This window comes from Nocardia sp. CNS-044 (assembly GCF_059570515.1).
This window is the reverse complement of the sequence record NZ_JCANSX010000003.1, coordinates 1-2,427: the sequence shown is the minus strand read 5'-3', so window position 1 is coordinate 2,427 and position 2,427 is coordinate 1. Positions and strand designations below refer to the sequence as shown.

Annotated in this window: 1 rRNA gene; it reads left to right on the top strand. The window is 56.4% G+C overall.

Annotated features, from left to right (window positions below):
- Window positions 1–2,378: ribosomal RNA gene (locus T333_RS01075) — 23S ribosomal RNA — on the top strand; the annotation flags it as partial.
- Between the last annotated feature and the right edge of the window lie 49 nt (window positions 2,379–2,427).

Here is a 2,427-nt window from a genome sequence, read left to right as displayed (position 1 = left end):
AGTCGCATGTTCTAGACCCGAAGCGGAGTGATCTACCCATGGCCAGGGTGAAGCGACGGTAAGACGTCGTGGAGGCCCGAACCCACTTAGGTTGAAAACTGAGGGGATGAGCTGTGGGTAGGGGTGAAAGGCCAATCAAACTCCGTGATAGCTGGTTCTCCCCGAAATGCATTTAGGTGCAGCGTCACGTGTTTCACGCCGGAGGTAGAGCTACTGGATGGCCTAGGGGGCCCACAAGCTTACCGAAGTCAGCCAAACTCCGAATGCCGGTGTGTGAGAGCGTGGCAGTGAGACTGCGGGGGATAAGCTTCGTAGTCGAGAGGGAAACAGCCCAGATCGCCGGCTAAGGCCCCTAAGCGTGTACTAAGTGGAAAAGGATGTGGGGTCGCGAAGACAACCAGGAGGTTGGCTTAGAAGCAGCCACCCTTGAAAGAGTGCGTAATAGCTCACTGGTCAAGTGATCCTGCGCCGACAATGTAGCGGGGCTCAAGTACACCGCCGAAGCCGCGGCATTCAAGCATGACACCGATGCGTTCTTACGGGAGCGTATCCAGTGGCTTGGATGGGTAGGGGAGCGTCGTGTGTCCAGGGAAGCGGCGGAGTGATCCAGTCGTGGAGGGCACGCGAGTGAGAATGCAGGCATGAGTAGCGAAAGACGAGTGAGAAACTCGTCCGCCGAATGACCAAGGGTTCCTGGGCCAGGTTAATCCGCCCAGGGTGAGTCGGGACCTAAGGCGAGGCCGACAGGCGTAGTCGATGGACAACGGGTTGATATTCCCGTACCCGTGTATCCGCGCCCAATGGCGAGGCAGTTGTGCTAACCATCCAAAACCCAATAGACCACCTTCGGGTGGCTGGAGGGGGCTGCATGGGACCCTGGCTGTAGTAGTCAAGCGATGGGGTGACGCAGGAAGGTAGCTGGGCCAGTCAGTGGTTGTACTGGTGTAAGCCTGTAGGGCGTTGTGTAGGCAAATCCGCACAACATGTGCCTGAGAGGTGATGCGTAGCCGATTGAGGCGAATTCAGTGATCCTATGCTGCCGAGAAAAGCCTCTAGTGAGTTGGTACACGGCCCGTACCCCAAACCGACACAGGTGGTCAGGTAGAGAATACTGAGGCGATCGAGAGAACTGTGGTTAAGGAACTCGGCAAAATGCCCCCGTAACTTCGGGAGAAGGGGGACCAACGCTGGTGACGGCCCTTGCGGTCTGAGCTGGTGGTGGTCGCAGAGACCAGAGAGAAGCGACTGTTTACTAAAAACACAGGTCCGTGCGAAGTCGTAAGACGATGTATACGGACTGACGCCTGCCCGGTGCCGGAAGGTTAAGAGGACCGGTTAGCGGACTTGTTCCGCGAAGCTGAGAATTTAAGCCCCGGTAAACGGCGGTGGTAACTATAACCATCCTAAGGTAGCGAAATTCCTTGTCGGGTAAGTTCCGACCTGCACGAATGGCGTAACGACTTCTCTGCTGTCTCAACCACAGACTCGGCGAAATTGCATTACGAGTAAAGATGCTCGTTACGCGCGGCAGGACGAAAAGACCCCGGGACCTTCACTATAGCTTGGTATTGGTGTTCGGTACGGTTTGTGTAGGATAGGTGGGAGACTGTGAGACATGCACGCCAGTGTGTGTGGAGTCGTCGTTGAAATACCACTCTGATCGTATTGGACCTCTAACCTCGGACCATGATCTGGTTCAGGGACAGTGCCTGGTGGGTAGTTTAACTGGGGCGGTTGCCTCCTAAAATGTAACGGAGGCGCCCAAAGGTTCCCTCAGCCTGGTTGGCAATCAGGTGTCGAGTGCAAGTGCACAAGGGAGCTTGACTGTGAGACAGACATGTCGAGCAGGGACGAAAGTCGGGACTAGTGATCCGGCACCGGCAAGTGGAAGCGGTGTCGCTCAACGGATAAAAGGTACCCCGGGGATAACAGGCTGATCTTCCCCAAGAGTCCATATCGACGGGATGGTTTGGCACCTCGATGTCGGCTCGTCGCATCCTGGGGCTGGAGTAGGTCCCAAGGGTTGGGCTGTTCGCCCATTAAAGCGGCACGCGAGCTGGGTTTAGAACGTCGTGAGACAGTTCGGTCTCTATCCGCCGCGCGCGTCAGAAACTTGAGGAAGGCTGTCCCTAGTACGAGAGGACCGGGACGGACGAACCTCTGGTGTGCCAGTTGTCCTGCCAAGGGCACCGCTGGTTAGCTACGTTCGGAAGGGATAACCGCTGAAAGCATCTAAGCGGGAAGCCTGTTCCAAGATGAGGTTTCTCACCCCCTCGAGGGGGTAAGGCCCCCCACAGACCATGGGGTTGATAGGCCAGAACTGGAAGCACGGTAACGTGTGGAGGTGACTGGTACTAATCGGCCGAGGACTTACCAACAAAGAAGCTACGCGTCCACTGTGCGGTATCTGAAACAACACACAGACAC